General features: G+C 35.9%; 1 protein-coding gene. It reads left to right on the top strand.

The annotated features are described in order from the left end of the window. The first annotated feature begins 168 nt into the window (after window positions 1-168). On the top strand, window positions 169-555 hold the full coding sequence (locus H4J75_RS19550) for a hypothetical protein (RefSeq protein WP_182223049.1): 387 nt from the start codon (window positions 169-171) through the stop codon (window positions 553-555). The last annotated feature ends 773 nt before the right edge of the window (window positions 556-1,328 follow it).

Below are 1,328 nucleotides of genomic sequence, written 5' to 3'. Positions count from 1 at the left end.
CATGTTCCACCTAATCTAATAGTAAGTTACTTTAGTAAATTAGGTGGCTTGGTCGAACTATAAGCCATTCAAGCAGGACAAATAACAGCTGGCTATTTGCTCCTTCGTCGCTTATTTTAGCCAACAATCATTTGCCTCTTAATGGGGCGTTAGGCATCTTGGAGTATTGTGGTTTCTTTCAGAGATATTCTATTCAAACAACAGGCGTATTGGGTTTCGGAATTGATTGTAGATACCCTTGTACCTTCTGTATATTTACAGTTAATATCTAATCCTGATACTTCAGAATTGGAATGTGATGTCATCTTCAATAATGTATCAAATGTAAGTAGTCTTTTTATCGGTGAAGCAAATGAATCCAAAGAAGAATACTTGTGCACGCTATGGGATGTTACTGACAAAATAAAAGACGGTAAACATCTTTACGTTATTGCTACAGACACTGTTGAGGTATCGTTTTTTTGTGAGGACTCCCCAGAAATAAAATGGGTAAATCCAGATAAGCCTTACCAAACATGGACGCAAGAGAAAATAAAACTGAAAAAAGATGCCTAACAAGGCGTTCAAACGGACAAAAAACAGTTGGCTGTTTCACTCCGTTCACAATTTTAGCCAACAATTTTTTGCCGCTTAACGTGTCGTTAGGTGTAATCGCCACTTCGTTTAATTGTTTAAAGCATTTGCCAATTTAAGTAGGGCGTTTATGTTTTCTTAATATGTTTTGGAGTGTTTCGCCAAGCTCTACGTCATTTACGCCAATATAGTCTTCGGGCATTACCTAAAAACAAAATGTCCTTGCGAATTGGCTTTTTATTGTTTGGTGTTGTGGCTCAAAATCTAGCAGTTGTGTTTATAAAGTGGCGAATGTAATATTAACTTTCAGTGTTTGCTTTAAAGTTCTGTATTTACAAACAAACTTCACCTAACAAGCAATTCAAACGGACAAATAACAGTTGGCTGTCGTTCGTTCCTCACTATTTTAGCCAACTATTATTTGCCGCTTAATGTGGGCGTTAGCAGGCAACACTTGTTCTAATTTAAAAGTGCTTGGTTAATTTTATTTCTCACATCAAAGGATTGGTGCTTTTCTCTTTTTCTTCCTTTCTTGTGGCAAAAATTAGTTTTAAATTGATTGGTAAACATTCTATGTTATTGTTTATCAATTAAAGTTTAGTGGCGAAGTGGTGCGGTGTTTATTGTTTCTCACTTCCATCAATTAACTATTTATGTGTTTGTTGGTTTAAGTGTTCTTAATTAACGCTTCTGCTAACAAGCAATTCAAACGGACAAATAACAGTTGGCTGTCGTTCGTTCCTCACTATTTTAGC

This window comes from Colwellia sp. BRX10-1 (assembly GCF_014077545.1).
Lineage (GTDB): Bacteria > Pseudomonadota > Gammaproteobacteria > Enterobacterales > Alteromonadaceae > Colwellia_A.
Note: the sequence above shows the minus strand (reverse complement) of the source record. Positions and strands in the feature narration are given on the sequence as shown.